Here is a 15,982-nt window from a genome sequence, read left to right on the forward strand (position 1 = left end):
GTCAGAACCCGATCTCCTTGAAGAGCGCGTCCATCTCTTCAAGCGTGATCACCTTCTGCGTCACGAGCGCGCCGTCCTTGATCTCCCAGATGAGGGCGGGGCCGGAGACGTCGCCATTCTTGTCGAACTGGAAGGGGCCGGTCGCGCCGGTATAGCGGATCGTCTTGCCCTCCTTCAGAAGCTCGAGCGCCTTCTTGAGGCCCTCGGGACCCGGCACGACGACTTCGCCGTCGGCGCTCGTCACGACGCGCAGATTGTCCCGGATGGCGGTGCCGTCGATCGTGTCGGCCGCTTCCATCGCGAGCGCGGTGACGACCACCGAGTCGTAGACCGTGTGAAGGCCGGGGCCGACCGGCGGCTTGCCGAACTTCGCCTCATAGGCGGCGTTGAAGGCGTCGACCGAGGCGCCCTCGACCTGGGCGTTGTCGATGCCGGCGGCGTTCGCGAGATAGCGCGGGCCGATCGCGTCGATGAAGTCCTGCGAGCGGAGCGTGTTGTGGAGGACGAGATTCTGCGTGCCGCCGAGCGAGATCCACTCGCGCGCGATCGTGGCGCCGTCCTGGGAGAGGGCGAGGAGGACGAGCGCGTCCGGCTCCAGCGCCATCGCCTCCTGCACCTCGGCGCGATAGGAGGGCTGGTTCTCGTTGTAGGCGAAGGTGCCGAGCACCTCGCCGCCCATCGCCTCGAACGCCTTCTTGAAGTCGTCGGTGAGGGTGAGGCCGAAATCGTTGTTCACGTAGATCACGGCGACCTTCTTGTAGCCGCGGTCGGTGGCCGCCACGGCGTGGGCGACGCCCATCACGCGCGAGGTCGGGATCGTGCGGAAGAAGTAGCCGTCGGTCTCGCCCTTCTCGGCCATCTTGGTGAGGGTCGGCGTCACCGCGCAGCACGACACCATCGGCACCTTCGCCGCGGTGGTGACCGAGCTCACGATCGGGAGCGCGATGCCGGAGCCGACGACGCCGACGATCGCGGGCACCTTCTGCACGTCGACGAGATAGCGCGCGGCGTCGAGGCCGACGGTCGGCTGGCCGGTGTCGTCACGCAGGATCAGTTCGACCGGGCAGCCCTTGATGCCGCCGGCTTCGTTGATGTGCTCGACGGCGAGCTGGGCGGTGTCCGCGATCGGCTTGCCGATCGGGCCCTGCGGGCCGGTCAGCGGGATGATCGAGCCGAGGCGCACGGGGCAGGACACATCCTGCGCGCTGGCCGATCCCGGAGCGGCGGCGAGCGCCGCGAGGGCCAAGAGGCCCAGACCGAATGTCTTCATGGCGTCTGTCTCCCGAACAGTTTGCGTGGGTTTGAGGGTCTGCGCCGCATGGAAGCGGACTTGCGGTAGGTGCCGACGAGGCCCATCGGGCGCCCGATCAGCATGAGAATGAGAAGCGTGCCGATGAGGATGGCCTGGATCGCGCCGCCTTGCGTCTGGAGCGCGGTCGGCAGGATCGAGACGACGGCGACGCCGCTGAGGCTCCACAGCCCCCACACGACGTAGGCGCCGAGCACCGCCCCCTTGTTGCTCCCCGACCCGCCGACGATGAGCATCGCCCAGATCTGGAACGTCATGATGGGGAGGAAATCGAACGGGCTCACATAGCCGACGAAGGAGGCGTAGAGCGCCCCGGCGAGCCCCATGAAGGACGCGCCGATGACGAAGGCCGTGACGCGGATGCGCGCGACCGGCTTGCCGAGCGAGGCGGCCGCGACCTCGTCGTCTCGGATCGCACGCAGGAGGCGGCCATAGGGCGAGGCGACGAGGCGGCCGAGCAGGAACACCGAGACGAGCACCAGCCCCACCGTGATCGCGCAGAAGGCGAGCGCGAACTGGATCGGCGGCAGGCCCGAGAAGGGGCGCGGGATCGAGGGGATGCCGCGCGCCCCGCCCGTCAGCGGGTCGAGGTTCATGAGGAGGAGCTGGATCGTCGCCGCGATGCCGAATGTCGCGAGGGCGAGATAGTCGCTGCGCAGGCGGATCGTGAGGAGCCCGATGAGGAGGGCGACGACCGCCGTGATGGCGATGCTCGCGACGAGGGCGAGCGGGAACGGCAGGCCGATCCCGCTGATGAACTCGGGATTGGCGCCGACCGTCAGTATCGCCTGCGTGTAGGCCCCCACCGCCACGAAGCCGACGACGCCGGCATTGAACTGGCCGCACTGCCCCCATTGCAGGTTCAGCCCGAGCGTCGCGATCGCGAAGATCGAGGCGATCGTGACGAAGAAGAGGGCGTAGGAGAACACACCTATCATTGGCTTTTCCCGAAGAGGCCCTGCGGGCGGATCAGGAAGCACCCGATGAGGATGAGAAAGGGCACGATCGAGCGGTAGGCCGTGGGGAGCACGAGCGGCGACAGGCTCTCGGCGATGCCGACCACGAGGCCGCCGATGACCGCGCCCGGTATGCTGCCGACCCCGCCGAGGACGGCGGCGGTGAAGAGCGGCAGGAGGAGGCTCGCCCCCATCTCCGGCCGGAGCTGGACGGTGAGGCCGAAGAGCGTGCCGCCGACCGCGCCGAGGACGCCGATCACGCACCACGTCACCCAGATCGCCGTCTTCGGGCTGATGGCGCAGACCTGCGCGAGCGCGGTGTTCTCTGACACCGCCCGCATCGCGAGCCCGTAGCGTGTGCGGTGGAGGAACCACCACAGGATGGCGAGCGCGGCGAAGGCGGTCGCGAGCACCACCACCTGGTCCGGCATGATGCGGATGCCGCCCGGCAGGCGCATCGCGATCTGCAGCTCGCGGCTATAATATTCAGGCTGCGGGCCGAAGAAGAGCAGCACGAGGTTGCGCACGACGAGCGCGAGCCCGAACGAGGCGAAGACCAGCACCAGCGAGTTGGCGTTGTTGCGCCGGAGCGGCGCGAAGACGAGACTTTCGCCGAGAAGCGCCGCGAGCGCGGTGATCGCGATCGAGACGAGCACGGCGAGGCCGAGATAGATGCCGAACGAGAACGGCCCGATCGGCAACCCCGTCCCCCCGATCGCGAACACGACGGCGAGCGAGGCGTAGGCGCCGACCGTCAGAAGCTCGGCATAGGCGAAGTTCGCGAAGCGCAGGACCGAGAGGCACAGCGTGATGCCGATCGCCCCGAGGGCGAGGATCGCGCCGGTGAGCACGCCGTCGACGAGGAGCTGACCGATCATGCCGCCACCTCGCCGCCGAGAAAGATCGTCTTGAGGCGCGGGTCCTCGTTGAGGCCGGCGGCCGGTCCCGCAAGCGCCACCCTCCCCTCGGCGAGCACCACGGCGCGGTCCGCCGCGGAAAGACCCGCCCGCACATTCTGCTCCACCATCAGGATCGCGACGCCGGATGCCGCGATCTCGCGCACCGAGGCGAAGATCTGCTGCGCCATCTTTGGCGAGAGGCCCGCGCTCGGCTCGTCGAGGAGGAGGATGCGCGGTGTCAGGATGAGGGCGCGCGCGACGGCGAGCATCTGGCGCTGCCCGCCCGAGAGCTGGCCGCCGAGATTGCGCCGCCGCACGGCAAGGTCCGGGAAGCGCTCGTACGCCTCGCGGATCCGCTTGCGGGCGGTGGCGCGCGGCAGGCTGTATGCGCCGGCGCGCAGATTGTCGTCGACGGTGAGGGTCACGAACACGTTCTGGAGCTGGGGGACGAAGCCGAGGCCGGCGGCGGTGAGCGCCTCGGCCGACTGGCCTTCCACCGAGCGCCCGTCGAGCGAGACGGTGCCGGAGAAGGTCGGCGTGAGGCCGGCGACGGCCTTCATGAGGGTCGACTTGCCCGCCCCGTTCGGCCCGAGGAGCACTACCACCTCGCCGGGCGCGACGTCGAGCGAGGCGCCATGCACGATCGGAAGGTCGCGGTGATAGCCCGCGACGAGGTTGTCGATGGCGAGGATTGCGCTCATGGCGCGTCACCGAGATAGGCGTCGATGACGCGCGGGTCGTTACGCACCGTCTCGGCGCTGCCCTCCACGAGCACGCGCCCCTCCGCCATCACCACGATCGGGTCGCAGATGCGCGTCACGAGGTCGATATTGTGCTCGATGATGACGAAGCCGATGCCGCGCGCGTGGATCTTCTCGATCCGCTCCACGATCACCTGGAGGAGCGCCGGGTTCACGCCCGCCGCCGGCTCGTCGAGCAGGATCATGCGCGGCTCCTTCATGAGGATGCGCGCGAGCTCCAGGAGCTTCTGCTGGCCGCCCGAGAGGGTGCGGGCCGGCTCGTCGGCGAGATGGTCGAGCGTCACGAAATCGAGGAGCTCGCGCGCCCGCTCGGTAAGCTGGCGCTCGCGCCGCTTCACCGCGCCGCCGCGCAGCCAGCCGTCATAGAAGCGCTCGCCCGGCGTCTCGTCCGCCGCGACGAGGAGATTTTCGAGGACGGAGAGCTGGCCGAAGGGGCGCGGGATCTGGAAGGTGCGGGCGAGGCCGCGCTGGAAGATCGCGTGCGGCGGCAGCGGGGTGAGCGCTTCGCCCGCAAGCAGGATCTCGCCCGATTGCGGCTTCAGCGCCCCGGCCAGCAGGTTGAAAAGCGTCGTCTTCCCCGCCCCGTTCGGACCGATCAGCGCCGTGATCCGGTCGAACGCGAAGGCGAGCGAGACGTCGTCCACCGCCTTCAGCGCGTCGTAGCCGAAGCTGATATGGCGGGCCTCAAGCAAGGGTCAGCACTGCCTGGCGCGGGGCCGGCCGGTCGACGGCACGCTCGGATGGCACGCGGATCGCTCCACTCGGGTCCCTCGTCTCGCTGAATTTGATCAAATCATGACAGCAGTTCGGCTGGGCTTCAATCACCCTTTGCGCCTCCGATGGCAGCATCATCGCCCCGTCTTCAAGTTCCACTCTACCCGCCGAAACCACCCAGCATTCTCAGCGAGTTACACGAAATGACACCCGCCCGTGCGCGCGCGAGCGCGCCACTCGGCGATCACGGTAGCCCGTCCCGCCGCTGAATCTTTGATCAAAGAATCCGCGATCCCTGGTTGCCCGTCATCGCCCGCACGATGTCGAACGAGCGGCGGATGTCGCGCTCCAGCGCGTCGCGGACGGCGGCCGGATCGCCCGCCTTCAGCCCCTCGATCACGGCGCGGTGGAAGTCGCTGCCGTCGTTCACGGTGTAGAAGGCCTCCGCGGCGAGGCGGATATAGGGGCCGAACTGGAGCCACAGGCTCTCGATGATCGGCGGCAGCACGCGCGAGCCGGAGATCCGGTAGAGCGTCGCGTGGAATTCCAGATTCTTCGCGACCGACGCCTCGATGCCGGACGCCTTCAGCTCCCGCCGCTCCGCCTTCACGATCGCGGCCAGCGCCGTGATGTCGGCGCGGGTGACGCGCGGGACGGCAAGCTCGGCCGCGAGGCCTTCGTTGACGATGCGCGCCCGCTCCAGATCGTCGAGCTTTTCCTTGTCGGCGACGGGGACGCGGGCACTGCGGTTCGGCACCGCCTCCAGCGCGCGTTCGCTGACGAGCTGGCGCACGGCCTCGCGCACCGGCTGCGGGCTCGTCCCGAGAGCATCGGCGATGTCGTGCAGCTTGAGGGCCTGGCCGGGCCGGTAGTGGCCAAGCATGACGAGGCGGCGCAGATGCGCGTGGACCTGGGTCTGCACCGTGCCCCGATCGAAACTCACGATCGGGGACGGGCCGGCGAGGTGGGATAGCGCTTTCAGATCCGCCTCCGCGACGATGGCCGCCTATGAGGCGCAGACACTAGCGCGCTTTCCGCGCGATTGGCGACTGCCGCGCAATCGCAAAGCGCATCCCGCCCTATGGGCGCCGGATCAGACCAGCGCGCCGTCCGTCTGGAAGAAGGGGAAGGGTCCGCGATAGTCGCCGATGAAGGATTGGTGGGAGACGTGCGTCCACCCTCTTTCCGTCCGCGTCACGCGGTGGACGAGGATCGCGGGCGGCTCCAGGTGGAAGGTCGCGGGCGAATTTTCGCGCAGGTCGAGGCTCACCGCATGGGCGGGCGACGGGGCGATCATCGCCCGCCGGCCGCCGACCGTCGCGGTGATCATGCGGTGGATGTGGCCGCACCCGATCGCGAGCAGCCCGGAGGCGGGCGCGACCGTCGCCGCGAGCCGCTCCGCCTCCCAGCAATTGTTGCGGTCCATGTGGCCGATGCCGGTGAGGAAGGGCGGATGGTGGAGGAAGAGGAGCGAGGGCCCGTCCGTCGCGGCAAGCGCGTCGGCGAGCCAGGCGCAGCGCGCCTCGCTCGCATGGCCGTGGTGCTCGCCCTCGACGGTGCTGTCGAACATGAGGAGCGAGAGCGGCCCGACCTCCACCTTGTAGCCGAGCCCTTCCCCGCCGCGCAGCGCGCCGGCCTCCGGAAAGGCGTGCCAGATGCGCGCCGAATCGTGGTTGCCGGGGATCACCCAGAGCGGCGCCTTCAGGGGCGCGATCAGGGAGCGGAAATAGGCGTATTCCGCATCGGTCCCATAGTCGACGAGATCGCCGGAGAGAACCACGGCGTCAGGCTGGGGGTCGAGCGCGTTGAGGTGCGCGACCGCCTGCTCGAGGAAGGATTTGGTGTCCACCGCGCCATAGGCGAAGGCGCCGCCTTCACGGATGTGGGTGTCGCTCAGCTGGGCAATGAGAAGGGTCATCAGAAGGTCTTGATCGTTTCGGGACGCAGATGGATCGACACGCGGTCGCCCGCTTCGAGGTTGTGATGGGCCGGGACGACGAGCCGGAGAGGCCGCGCCTCGGTGCCGACGGCGAGGAGCTGGCTCGCGCCGAGGAAGGTGACGCTCGCGACATCGAGGTGCAGCCCGCCCTCCCCCGTCGGCGCGATCTCGGCCTCGTCGGGGCGGAAATGGATGGTCGCGGGACCGTCCGCCAGCGGCACCTTCACCGCGCCGAACTCGCAGTGGAAGACCCCGTCGGTGACATGGCCCGCGATCTGGTTCGCGACGCCGAGGAAGGCGGCGACGAACGGTGTCGCCGGGCGGCCATAGATCTCGCGCGGGGTGCCGATCTGGGCGATCCGCCCTTTGTCGAGCACGGCGATCCGGTCACCGAGCATCATCGCCTCGGCCTGATCGTGGGTGACGTAGACCGAGGTGATCGCGAGCGCCCGCAGGAGGTCGTTGATCTCGGCCCGCAGCGCCTCGCGCAGGTTCGCGTCGAGCGCGGTCAGCGGCTCGTCGAGGAGGAGGATGCGCGGCTTCACGACGAGCGCGCGGGCAAGCGCCACGCGCTGGCGCTGGCCGCCCGAGAGGTCGGTGATCGCCCGCCCGGCGAGGTCGCCGATGCGGCAGAGGTCCAGGTGGGCCTGCGCCTCCTTCAGCCGCTCCACCTTCGCGACGCCGCGCACCCTCAGGCCATAGGCGACGTTCTCGATGACGTTCATGTTCGGGAAGAGCGCGTAGGACTGGAACACCATCCCGACGCCGCGCGCCTCGATGGGCTTCGGTGTCACGTCCTCCCCGTCGAAGAGGATCGCGCCGCCCGTGTCGGGCGTCTCGAGGCCGGCGATGAGGCGCAGGAGCGTCGTCTTCCCGCAGCCGGACGGGCCGAGGAGGACGAGCGTCTCGCCGGTCTCGATGTGGAGGTCGGTCGGCTGGAGGGCCTTCGTGCCGTCGGGAAAGGTCTTCGCCGCGCCGCGCACGTCGACGGCGGCGCCATGGCGCGTCTGGGTGGTCATCGTGTCCCTTTCCGGCTTCCGCCGAAACGGCCGCCGCCCATGAGCTGGATCGCGACGAGGAGTGGAATGATCATGATGAAGAAGACGAGCGTGTAGGCGGACGCGATCTCGAGGCGCATCGAGGCGTAGGAGTCGGCAAGGCCCACGGGCAGCGTCTTCGTCATCGGGGTGTGAAGCATCCAGGTGAGGTTGAACTCGCCGAGCGAGAGCGTCACCACCATCAGCGCGCCGGCGAGGATGCCGGGCCGTGCGTTCGGCACGATCACCGTGAGGAAGCGCTTCAGCGGCGAGGCGCCGAGCGAGGCCGCCCCCTCCTCCAGCGTGCGCGCGTCGATCGCCTGGAGCACGGCCATCACCGAGCGCACCATGAAGGGCAGCGTGTAGAGGACGTGGCCGACGAGGATGAAGAGCCACGAGGCGCGGAAGTCGCGCACGCCGCCATAGATGAGGATCAGCGCGAGGGCGATGGCGAGGCCGGGGATCGCGACCGGCAGCGTGATGACCTCCTCGAACATGCGCGACAGGCGCGAGGGATGGCGCACCAGGAACCAGGCCGCCGGCACCCCGATGAGGAGCGTCACGACGAGCGTCGCGAGCGCCACCTGGAGGGAGAGGAAGATGGTGCCCTGGTAGAGGCCCCACACCTCGCCCGCCCATTTCAGCGTCAGCCCCGAGGAGAGGCCGCGCATGTAGTTGGCTGTGACGCCGGCGAGCATCGACAGGATCACCGGCACGATGAGGAAGGCCGCCACGAACACCGTGAAGGCGAGCTGCAGCCAGAAGGAGAGCGGGCGCGCCATGGTCAGCCCGCCGCCGCGACGGTGGTGCCCGCGAAGGAGCGCGCGACCACGAGAACGAGCCAGGTGACGAGGCCGAGCACGATCGAGAGCGCCGCCGCCGTGGCGAAGTTCGCCTGGAGGGTGAACTCTGTGTAGATCAGCATCGGCAGGACATCGATGTCGGTCGCCAGCGTGAAGGCGGTGCCGAAGGCCCCCATCGCGGTCGCGAAGGCGACGGCGCCCGAGGCGATCAGCGCCGGCTTCAGCGCCGGAAGCGTCACGTCGCGCAGGACCTGGAAGGGGCTTGCGCCAAGCGAGCGCGCCGCCTCCACCACCTGCGGATCGAGCTTCTCGACACCGGCCATCACCGTGAGGAGCACGCGCGGGATCGAGAAATAGAGATAGCCGAGAAAGAGCCCCACCATCGAATAGGCGAAGACGACGCGGCCGCCGCCGACGGCCTGGCTCATGGTGTTGAGGAGCCCCTGGCGCCCGGCAAGGATGATGATGAGGAAGCCGACGACGACGCCCGGAAAGGCGAGCGGCAAAGTCAGCATCGACAGAAGCACAGCGCGGCCGGGGAAGACGTTGCGGGCAAGGAAGAGCCCCACCGTCGTCGCAATCGCGAGCGTCGCGAGCGTGACGAGGATCGACAGGACGAGCGTCGCCACCATCACGCGGAAATGGCGCGGGTTGGTCGCGAGGGTGAAATATTCGGCGATCCCGTTCGCCCCGCTGCCGCCGACGATCGCAAGCTCGACCATCGGAACGAGGAAGAAGGCGAGGAGGAAGGCCAGCGCCGGCAGCGCGAGGCCGAGGTCGAAGATGAGGGCGTGCCGCTTCATGAGAGCTCCGCAGTCGGCGTCGAAATCCGGCCGGGCGCATGGCCCGGCCGGATGGCATCAGTCCCTTTCGGGACGGCGGTTCGTGACGTCAGCGCACGTCGTTCAGGTAGCGCTCGCCGAAGGCCTGCTGGACGCTTTCCATCTTGGCGTAGTCGACCGGCACCGCGCGCTCATATTCGGACGCCGGGAGGAACTTGGAGGCGACCTCCTCGGGCAGCTCGATGTCGCGCGCGGGGCGCAGATAGGCGTTCGTCCAGATCGCCTGCCCTTCGTCGGACATGATGAAGTCGAGCACCTTCTTGCCGACTTCCGGGTGCGGCGCGTTGGCGACGAGGCTCATCACGTAGGGGACGACGACGGTCTTCTCGCAGGGCAGCACGAACTCGAAATTGCCGTCCTCGTTGTACTTCGCGCGATAGGCGTTGAAGTCGTAGTCGAAGAGGATGGGGATCTCGCCGGAGACGACGCGCGCATAGGCGGTCTGCTTCGGCACGATCGGGCTGTTCTCGGCGAGCTTCTGGAAATACTCGATCGCCGGGTCGAAATTGTCGAGGTCACCGCCGAAGGCGAGGTTGACCGCGACGGCGCCGGCATAGCCGACGAACGCGCTCGACGGGTCGAGATAGCCGACCATGCCGTCATATTCCGGCTTCAGGAGGTCGGCGAAGCATTGCGGCACCGGCGCGCCGCCCAGCGCGTCGACATTGACGAAGAGGCCGAGCGTGCCGGAGTGGACGGTGAACCACTTGCCGTCCGGATCCTTGAGGCCGTCGGCAACGTCGTCGAAGCCGGCGGGCTTGTAGGCCGTGACGACGCCCTCGTTCGCCGCCTTGATGCCGGTCGTCACGCCATAATAGACGACGTCGGCGACGGGGCTCGCCCGCTCCGCGAGGAGCTGGGACAGCGACTGGCCCGAATTCTTGTTGTCGTGAGGCAACTCAACGCCGAGATTCGACTTGATCGCCTCAAGCATCGACGCCCAGTCCGCCCATTGGGGCGGGCAGTTGTAGCAGATGGCGTCCTGCGCGAACGCGCGCGGCGCCGGGACGAGTGTGGCGAGCGCGAGGCCCGCGAGCATGAGTCTGGCGGTCAGCTTCATCGGTTCTGTTTCCCGTTTATTGGCGCCCGCGCGTCTCGCCTCGCGTCGGGCTGGTCTTCACCCCGGTGGGCAGCGAGCGAACCGCCGGGGCGAAATCGGTGCGCCATCAGCACGGTCTCGGGATCGCGCGAGCCGTTCATGAGGGCGAAAAGGAGGTCGACCGCGGTGCGGCCCATGGCCGTCGCGGGCTGCTCGATCGTTGCGAGCGAAGGGGCGATCATCCGGCCGATATCGATGCCGTCGAAACCGGCGACGGAGAGGTCGTCGGGCACGGAGAGGCCGAGCGTGCGCGCGGCGCCGATGACGCGGATCGCCAGGAGATCGTTGGAGCAGAGGAGCGCCGTCGGCGGGTCCTTCACCTCGACGAGGGCGGACACGGCGGCGAGGAAGTCGATGTCGCGCCCGACGAACGGCACCTCACGCGCGAAGAGCGGCTCGAGCCCCGCCTCCTCCATCGCCGCGCAATATCCCTCGTAGCGAATGCGGGCGCGGTCGGACGAGCCGAAGGCGCCGGAGATGTAGCCGATGCGGCGGTGGCCGAGCCGGATCGCCTCGCGCGCAAGGTCGAGCGTCGCGCGGCGATTGTCGACCGTGACGGCCGCGACGCCCTTCTCCACCGGCTGGTTGTAGAGGAGGACGCAGGGGACTTCCGTGTCGCGCAGGAAGGCGCGGATCTCGGCCTCGGCCGGGTCGGTCACGGTGAGGAGCACGCCCTCCACCCCGCGCGAGGAGAGCGCGCCGATGGCCGCGCTGTCGCGCTCGGGCGCGTAGTTCGAGGTGGTGACGATGATGTCGAAGCCACGCTTGCGCGCCGCCTCCTCGATGCCGGCGAGGGAGGAGGCGAAGACGGGGTTGGTGACGGACGGAATGAGGACGCCGAGCGCGCGGGTCTGCTTCGTCTTCAGGCTGCGGCCGAGCGTGTTCACGCGGTAGCCGAGGTCCGCGACGGCCTGGAGCACGCGCTCGCGCGTCGCCTCGCTCGTGTGGGGCGAGCCGTTGAGGACGCGCGACACCGTCGAGATCGCGCACCCCGCCCGGTCGGCTACATCCTGGATCGTCGTCACAACCACCCTCGATGGAAACGTTTCCACACGCTACACCAATAGTGGGCGAAGATCTCAGAATAATGACGTCTGCAATGCGATTTCGTGACATCTCGCGCCGTCCACTAGCGGCGCGGTGGGGCGTCAGGCGGCGCTAAAAGCTCAGCGCACGCGCGGCTTTTTCGCGATGATCGGTGGCCGTCAGGAGGGCCGCGTGGCTCCAGGCGAGATCTTTTGCAGACGACGGTGCGCCGGTCGTCTGGTCGAACTGCTCGGCCATCGTCCCGTCGGCGGGCGTGTGGCGCCGCACGGTCGCGAGGATCCCGTCTCCCCAGGCGAAGAGCGCGCGGGGATCGTCCCAGAGGGAGGCGCCATCGGGAGCGCCCGCAAGAGGGAGAGCGGCCGCGCGGCGGTAGGCGTATTCGGCGGCGGCGAGCGTCGTCATGAAGAAGGCGCCGCCGCTATAGTAGATATCGTCCCGGTAGCGGCCGAAGGCGACGCCCTCCCCGGTCGGCCGGTCGCGGTTGATCGCGTAGCGCTCCGCGAAGAGGGTTTCGAGGACGGCGGCGGTCTGCGCGCCATGCGGGTCGAGCACGGAATGCGGCCCTGCCGCGCGCCCGGCATGGATGATCGCGAGGAGCACGGCGGCATCGGCCCGCGCCTCGGCAGGCCCCTCCCCGTCGAGCCGGGCGAGGATGATGCCCAGCGCGGGCGACCAGTGGTCCGCGAGGCGCGCGTCGAGCCGCGCCGCGGCCGCGTCCCACCCCGCGGCGTTGGGATGATCGGGCAGGCACGCGGCGGCCGCCACGAACGCCGCCGATTGGGCAAGGCGCGTGTAGTAGTGCGCCCCCGCGACCTCCTCCCAGATGTCGAAGGAGGGCGTGTCGAGGTGGGCGAGCACCGCGCCGAGATAGGCCGCGATCACCCGCACCGCGGCCTCGCGGACCGGACCGTCCGGACCGCGGGGACCCTCCAGCCAACGCGCGAGCGACAGGGCGCGCAGCGCCGGCCCGTCATATTGCGGCCGGCCCCAGCGCTTGATGTCGAGCGTCGCGTCCGGGTTGAAGCGCACGTCGCCCGGCACGCGCGTACCGGTGATTGCGGCGAGATCCTCCGCATCGCGCACGTGCTGGACCATGTCGGCCCGCACCCCCGCCCGCCAGGCGCCTTGCGCGACGCGCCGCCCATCGAGCGCCAGCAGCGCCTCGTCGAAGGCGACCGCATCAGCGAGCATCGCGCCCCAGTCGGCAGCGCCGTCCCCCGCCTCGTCGAGGATGCGGACGCAGTCGAGGACGATCCCGGCGTCGCGCAGCCAGTGGAAGAAATAGTCGGGCTCCGGGTCGTAGTCGCCGAGGACCGGCGAGGCGACGACCGAGCCCCGGACCGGCCGTATCCGGTCGCCGAGCGCGGGCCGCTCACGCAGAATGTCCGTCGCGGAGATCGCGCGCAGGAGGCCGGCCTTCGCGTGGACGCGCTGCGCCGCGATCCAGTCGGCGAGCGTCATCTCAGGCGATCGCCAGCGCGAGCGCGCTGAAGCCGAGCCGCTCCAGCGCCGAGCGCACCTCCGGGCACCCCATCACGAGGCGCCAGATGAGGCCGCTGCGATAGTTCTCGATCATCACGATCATCGGCCCCTGGTCGATCGCGAGGAAGGACGGGGCGCGCCATCCGGTGGTGAGGTTGAAGGCGTCGATGAAGCCATACTCGCCCCAGACGCCGTCGATCTCGCGGAAGCGGCGGATCGCTTCCATGGCCGCCTCCGGCGCGTAGGGGATCGAGCTCACCGCCGCTGTCGGCGAGATCACGCCGCGATCGTTGGTGGGGGCGTGGGCGTGGTAGCCGTCATCGCTGTCGCTCGCGGTGAGGCCCCAGCAGTCGGCCCCGTAGCCGGTGAAGCCGTTGGGGTTCTCGATGCAATGGCGCCGGTTCACCTCAACGTGGGCGACATTCTGGGCGAAATAGTCGGCATACCGGTCGACGAGGCCGCGCGGGTCGATGCCGAGGAAGGTGTAGTGGGCGAAGAAGAGCGGCCCGCCGAAGGGCGGCCCCAGCGGCAGCTCCACCCCGTAATAGGCGTGGCCGTTGCGGAACTCCCGCCCCTCCGCCCAGCCGCGATGATAGAGCGCCGGGCTCACCCCGTGCTCGTCCGAGCCGACCGCGAGGATGTAGGCGAGAAGGCACTCGTTCCAGCCCCGCACCTCCATGTTCATGCCGAACCCGTGGTTCGGGCTCCAGTGCCACATGAGGACGTTGCCGCCCGGCTTCTGGTGCGCGTCCCACTCCACTTCGCGCGCGAGGTAGGCCGCCTTCTCCCGCACCAGCCGCTCGCCCGGACTGTCGCCACGAAAATATTCGCGCACGGCGAGGAAGCCCGCGACGAGATAGGACGTCTCGATGAGGTCCGCCGCGTCGTCCTTGCGGCTGAAGCGGATGGCGGCGCCCGTCTTCCCGTTGAGGAAGTGCGGGAAGACGCCGTGAAAATGGTCCGACCGCTCCAGAAAGCCCAGCATCGTGGCGATCCGCTCCACCACCGCCGCGCGCGGCAGGAAGCCCCGCTCCGCCCCGACGATCAGCGCCATCAGCGCGAAGCCGGTGCCGCCGATAGTGATGGTGTCGTTGTCCGGATCGTGGGCCGGCGCGTTCGAGCGGTCGCGCGCGAGGCCGGAGATCGGGTGGCCGAAGTCCCAGAAATAGCGGAGCGTCCGGCGCTGGACCTCGTCGAGAAGGTCCGCGTCGGCCGGGGCGAGCGGCGTCATGATGAGGACGTACCAATCGTTTCGGGATGGGTGCCAGCGACGCGCACGGGGGTCGTCGTCCCCGGCGGGGGCTGGTTGGCGGTGCCGGAGGTGGTCTCCGGCGCGTTGAGGCCGCGCGCCCCGTCGCCCTTGCGGCGAAGGACCATCTTCGGCGCGGCCTCACGGCGCAGGTGCACCATGCGGTCGTAGAGGCCGTCGGCGTTCGGATCGCGCGCGAGGCCGACGATCGCGGCGTCGGAGAGCTCGTCCTTCAGGATCGAGACGAGCGCGACTCGGTGCATCTCGGCGCACTCGCTCGCCGCCTCGTCGAAGAAGATCCAGCGCGGGCGGTGGATGAGGACGCGCCCGAAGGCAAGGCGCTGCTGCTCCTCCATCGACAGGTCCCGGTCCCAGCGCTTCACCACGCCGAGCGAAGGGATGAAGGCGTCGAGATGAACCCGCCTCAACGCCGCCTCATACTGCTCCTGCGTCCAGTTCGAAGCGGGCGAGGGATAGGCGAGCGCACCCTTGAGGTCGCCGAGCGGCAGGTAGGGGCGCGGCGTCAGGAACATCATCGTCTCGGCGGGCGGGATCAGGATCGTCCCCGTCCCCCACGGCCAAAGGCCCGCCGTCGCGCGCAGAAGCATGCTCTTGCCGACGCCTGCCTCGCCGACGATCAGCACCCGCTCGCCGGGCTCGATCGTGACCGGATCCTCGTCGAAGCTCGCCGTCCCCGCGAGGAGCTTGATGCGCACATGCTCGAAGCGGAGATTGCCCTCCGGGTTGGGCAGGACGGTGATGCGGGGCGTGTCGTCGCCGAGCGTGTCGACGAGGTTCACCGCGTCGCGGAACTCCTTGACGCGCGCCCGCGTCGCCCGCCAGTCGGCGATGACGGGGTAGTTGTCGACGAACCAGCGCAGCGACTGCTGCACCTGGTAGAAGGCCTGCACCACCATCATCAGCCCGCCGAAGGTGAGGCTCCCGGCGAAGTAGGCGGGCGAGGCGACCACGACCGGCGCCACGATAGCGAGCCAGCCATAGCCCGAGGTCACCCACGTCACCCGCGCGACCGCGTTCGCGAGCTGCAGCATGACCTCGGTGATGCTGCCGAACACGCCGCCGATCGAGCGGCGCTCCTGTTCCTCGCCGCGATAGAAGGCGATCTCCTGCGCGGACTCCGCGACGCGCACCAGCGCAAAGCGGAACTCCGCCTCGCGGGCATAGCGCGTGCGGTGGAGGCGCACGAGGGGGGCGCCGATCCAGTAGGTGAGGAGCGAGCCGGCGACCGAGAAGGCGAGCGTGCCCCACAGCATCAGCCCGTGGACGACGATCGTGGTGCCGAAGATCGTGACCGGCACGGCCGTCGACAGCGTCCACAGGAGGCCGACGAAGGTGAGGAGGAGCGCGGTCGATTGCAGGCACCCGACCGCGAGGCTGACAGAGAGCTCGGAGAGGTGCCGCACGTCCTCCTGGAGGCGCTGGTCCGGATTGACGCCGATATCGCCCGCAAGGTTCATCTCGAACGCGCGGCGCGGGGCGAGCCAGCGCTCCACGAGATCGTCGGTGAGCTGCTCGCGCAGGCGCACCTTCGAGACCTCCTGCAGCCACGTCTGCATGACGACGAGGACGAGCAGGATCCCCGCGATGACGAGGAACACCCAAAGTTGTTGAATGAAGGCCGCGTAGTTCCGCGCCTCGAGCGCGCCATAGAAGGCGCCGTTCCAGGTGTTGAGGCGGAGCTGCATCAGCGTGTTCGCGCCGATGACCGCCACGATCGCGCCGGCGAGGACCATGAGTGTGCGCACCCCGAGCATGGCGGCGATGCGGTTCGGAAGGGCAGCGAGACTCACGAGCATCGCACTCCACACATGCAGCGTCGACGTC

Annotated in this window: 15 protein-coding genes; all 15 read right to left on the reverse strand. The window is 69.2% G+C overall.

Annotated elements, in window-relative coordinates; translation table 11 throughout:
• Position 1 precedes the first annotated feature (1 nt).
• The 15 genes from DBV35_RS24500 to DBV35_RS24570 all read right to left on the reverse strand — a co-directional run bounded on the left by DBV35_RS24500 (position 2) and on the right by DBV35_RS24570 (position 15,948).
• On the reverse strand, positions 2 to 1,270 hold the full coding sequence (locus tag DBV35_RS24500) for an ABC transporter substrate-binding protein (protein ID WP_108663021.1): 1,269 nt from the start codon (positions 1,268 to 1,270) through the stop codon (positions 2 to 4).
• A complete protein-coding gene (locus tag DBV35_RS24505) occupies positions 1,267 to 2,247 on the reverse strand; it encodes a branched-chain amino acid ABC transporter permease (protein ID WP_108663022.1) in 981 nt (326 codons plus the stop codon). Before DBV35_RS24505 ends, DBV35_RS24500 begins: the two co-directional genes overlap by 4 nt.
• On the reverse strand, positions 2,244 to 3,143 hold the full coding sequence (locus DBV35_RS24510) for a branched-chain amino acid ABC transporter permease (RefSeq protein WP_108663023.1): 900 nt from the start codon (positions 3,141 to 3,143) through the stop codon (positions 2,244 to 2,246). Before DBV35_RS24510 ends, DBV35_RS24505 begins: the two co-directional genes overlap by 4 nt.
• Positions 3,140 to 3,865: an ABC transporter ATP-binding protein gene (locus DBV35_RS24515; protein ID WP_108663024.1), complete on the reverse strand. Its 726-nt coding sequence runs from the start codon at positions 3,863 to 3,865 to the stop codon at positions 3,140 to 3,142. The genes DBV35_RS24510 and DBV35_RS24515 overlap by 4 nt, the downstream gene beginning before the upstream one ends.
• Positions 3,862 to 4,617: an ABC transporter ATP-binding protein gene (locus tag DBV35_RS24520; protein WP_108663025.1), complete on the reverse strand. Its 756-nt coding sequence runs from the start codon at positions 4,615 to 4,617 to the stop codon at positions 3,862 to 3,864. Before DBV35_RS24520 ends, DBV35_RS24515 begins: the two co-directional genes overlap by 4 nt.
• Positions 4,618 to 4,916: 299 nt before the next feature.
• A complete protein-coding gene (locus tag DBV35_RS24525; protein WP_157961955.1) occupies positions 4,917 to 5,582 on the reverse strand; it encodes a GntR family transcriptional regulator in 666 nt (221 codons plus the stop codon).
• A 150-nt stretch (positions 5,583 to 5,732) separates the two neighbouring features.
• Complete coding sequence (locus DBV35_RS24530) at positions 5,733 to 6,557, reverse strand: phosphodiesterase (RefSeq protein ID WP_108663027.1); 825 nt, start codon at positions 6,555 to 6,557, stop codon at positions 5,733 to 5,735.
• Positions 6,557 to 7,597 (reverse strand): ABC transporter ATP-binding protein, encoded by a 1,041-nt coding sequence (locus tag DBV35_RS24535; RefSeq protein ID WP_108663028.1) that lies wholly within the window; start codon positions 7,595 to 7,597, stop codon positions 6,557 to 6,559. The genes DBV35_RS24530 and DBV35_RS24535 overlap by 1 nt, the downstream gene beginning before the upstream one ends.
• Positions 7,594 to 8,397 (reverse strand): ABC transporter permease, encoded by an 804-nt coding sequence (locus DBV35_RS24540; RefSeq protein WP_108663029.1) that lies wholly within the window; start codon positions 8,395 to 8,397, stop codon positions 7,594 to 7,596. The genes DBV35_RS24535 and DBV35_RS24540 overlap by 4 nt, the downstream gene beginning before the upstream one ends.
• 2 nt (positions 8,398 to 8,399) lie before the next feature.
• Entirely contained in the window at positions 8,400 to 9,221 is an 822-nt protein-coding gene (locus DBV35_RS24545; protein ID WP_108663030.1) for an ABC transporter permease, read from the reverse strand.
• Between the two features lie 88 nt (positions 9,222 to 9,309).
• Positions 9,310 to 10,320: an ABC transporter substrate-binding protein gene (locus DBV35_RS24550; RefSeq protein WP_108663031.1), complete on the reverse strand. Its 1,011-nt coding sequence runs from the start codon at positions 10,318 to 10,320 to the stop codon at positions 9,310 to 9,312.
• Positions 10,317 to 11,384 (reverse strand): LacI family DNA-binding transcriptional regulator, encoded by a 1,068-nt coding sequence (locus DBV35_RS24555; protein WP_170135029.1) that lies wholly within the window; start codon positions 11,382 to 11,384, stop codon positions 10,317 to 10,319. Before DBV35_RS24555 ends, DBV35_RS24550 begins: the two co-directional genes overlap by 4 nt.
• A 133-nt stretch (positions 11,385 to 11,517) precedes the next feature.
• Positions 11,518 to 12,867 (reverse strand): glycoside hydrolase family 15 protein, encoded by a 1,350-nt coding sequence (locus tag DBV35_RS24560; protein WP_108663033.1) that lies wholly within the window; start codon positions 12,865 to 12,867, stop codon positions 11,518 to 11,520.
• Between the two features lies 1 nt (position 12,868).
• Complete coding sequence (locus DBV35_RS24565) at positions 12,869 to 14,119, reverse strand: glucoamylase family protein (RefSeq protein ID WP_108663034.1); 1,251 nt, start codon at positions 14,117 to 14,119, stop codon at positions 12,869 to 12,871.
• The gene (locus DBV35_RS24570; RefSeq protein WP_170135030.1) at positions 14,116 to 15,948 is read right to left on the reverse strand and encodes an ABC transporter ATP-binding protein/permease; all 1,833 of its coding nucleotides are present in this window, start codon (positions 15,946 to 15,948) and stop codon (positions 14,116 to 14,118) included. Before DBV35_RS24570 ends, DBV35_RS24565 begins: the two co-directional genes overlap by 4 nt.
• Positions 15,949 to 15,982 lie beyond the last annotated feature (34 nt).

The sequence above is a fragment of the Acuticoccus kandeliae genome (assembly GCF_003073115.1).